Source organism: Pseudomonas sp. ITEM 17296 (genome assembly GCF_028895205.1).
Lineage (GTDB): Bacteria > Pseudomonadota > Gammaproteobacteria > Pseudomonadales > Pseudomonadaceae > Aquipseudomonas > Aquipseudomonas kermanshahensis.
Map to the genome: position 1 here is coordinate 1 of NZ_WJRS01000074.1, position 1,072 is coordinate 1,072.

Consider the following 1,072-nt stretch of genomic DNA (forward strand, 5'->3'; position numbering starts at 1 on the left):
TGACGTGCAGGGGTACTACTACAGTGCCGAGCAGTCGAAGGCGGATCATCTGGTTTTCCTGCGCGACCACCCTGGCGAGTGAGTTATTCACGAAGACGGGAGCTGTTCGTAAGAGAACATGCTCCCTTCGTTACAACTTCAAACATTTTCTCATTTGACTATACAGCGGTTATTACTAACCTACTCGCAACCATTTCAAAAAAATTAGAGATCAATGTATGGCATTTGACGATACTTTTCGCTTGAGTTCCCACGCAGTAATACTTAACGAAAAAAATGAAGTACTCCTATTAAAAGCAACCTATGGGAATTTTGCATGGGGTCTCCCCGGCGGGGCCCTAGAGGTTGGAGAAACAATTCATGAAGCACTCATCAGAGAATGCTTTGAAGAACTCAATCAGCCAATCACCGATGCAGCCCTGACTGGCGTTTATTATCATAAACAGTACAACTCACAGGCCTTCATATTCCGCTGCACGCTAAATGACATCTCTAAAATAACATTAAGCAACGAACACTCAGAATACAAATTCGCTCCTGTATCATCTTTAAGCGAAGTTCAAGGCATTCGCGTAAGTGACTGCCTGAGCTTTTCCGGAATCGTTACCAGTAGAAAATTCTGACCATCACCTCTAATCATTCTAACCTGCAATAATTTTCACGCGGCAAACCCTCCCCACTCAGATCTCCCTTATATCTCATTCGATAGATATCGGGGATAAGCGTTTGCATTTTTGACGCTACTGACTCTACGACCTAAATTTGCGGGCCTGCCACACACGCCGAAAGTTCTGCTGCTTGACGCACATGGCGTGCAAGGATCCTCTCGCTCTTGTACACGCTTTATTTTTCCGCCTCTAACAAATACGTAAACCTTCCGAAACTACGACTTCTCACATACTTCCCTGCGAACTCGTTCGAAACAAATACAGCGGAAGCAACAACCTATTGATAACATTCCGAAAATCCAGACCATAGGATACTCGTGCTGCTGAACCTGGCCAGCAATGAGTACTTCAGCGCGGTAAAACGCAGCGCCCTGAAGGCCCGCGTGATCAACGTCGACTTCAAG

1 protein-coding gene and 2 pseudogenes are annotated in these 1,072 nt (G+C 45.7%); all 3 read left to right on the top strand.

Going from position 1 to position 1,072, the window contains the following annotated elements; all coding sequences use genetic code 11:
- Positions 1-82, top strand: a pseudogene (locus tag GIB19_RS28090) (peroxide stress protein YaaA); the annotation flags it as partial.
- Between the two features lie 136 nt (positions 83-218).
- Positions 219-623, top strand: a complete 405-nt coding sequence (locus GIB19_RS28095) for an NUDIX hydrolase (protein ID WP_099430387.1) — start codon at positions 219-221, stop codon at positions 621-623.
- 362 nt (positions 624-985) lie between these two features.
- Positions 986-1,072, top strand: a pseudogene (locus tag GIB19_RS28100) (peroxide stress protein YaaA); the annotation flags it as partial.

Coding starts and splice junctions, on each gene's coding strand:
- GIB19_RS28095 (WP_099430387.1), top strand. CDS start 219: ATGGCATTTGACGATACTTTTCGCTTGAGTTCCCACGCAGTAATACTT.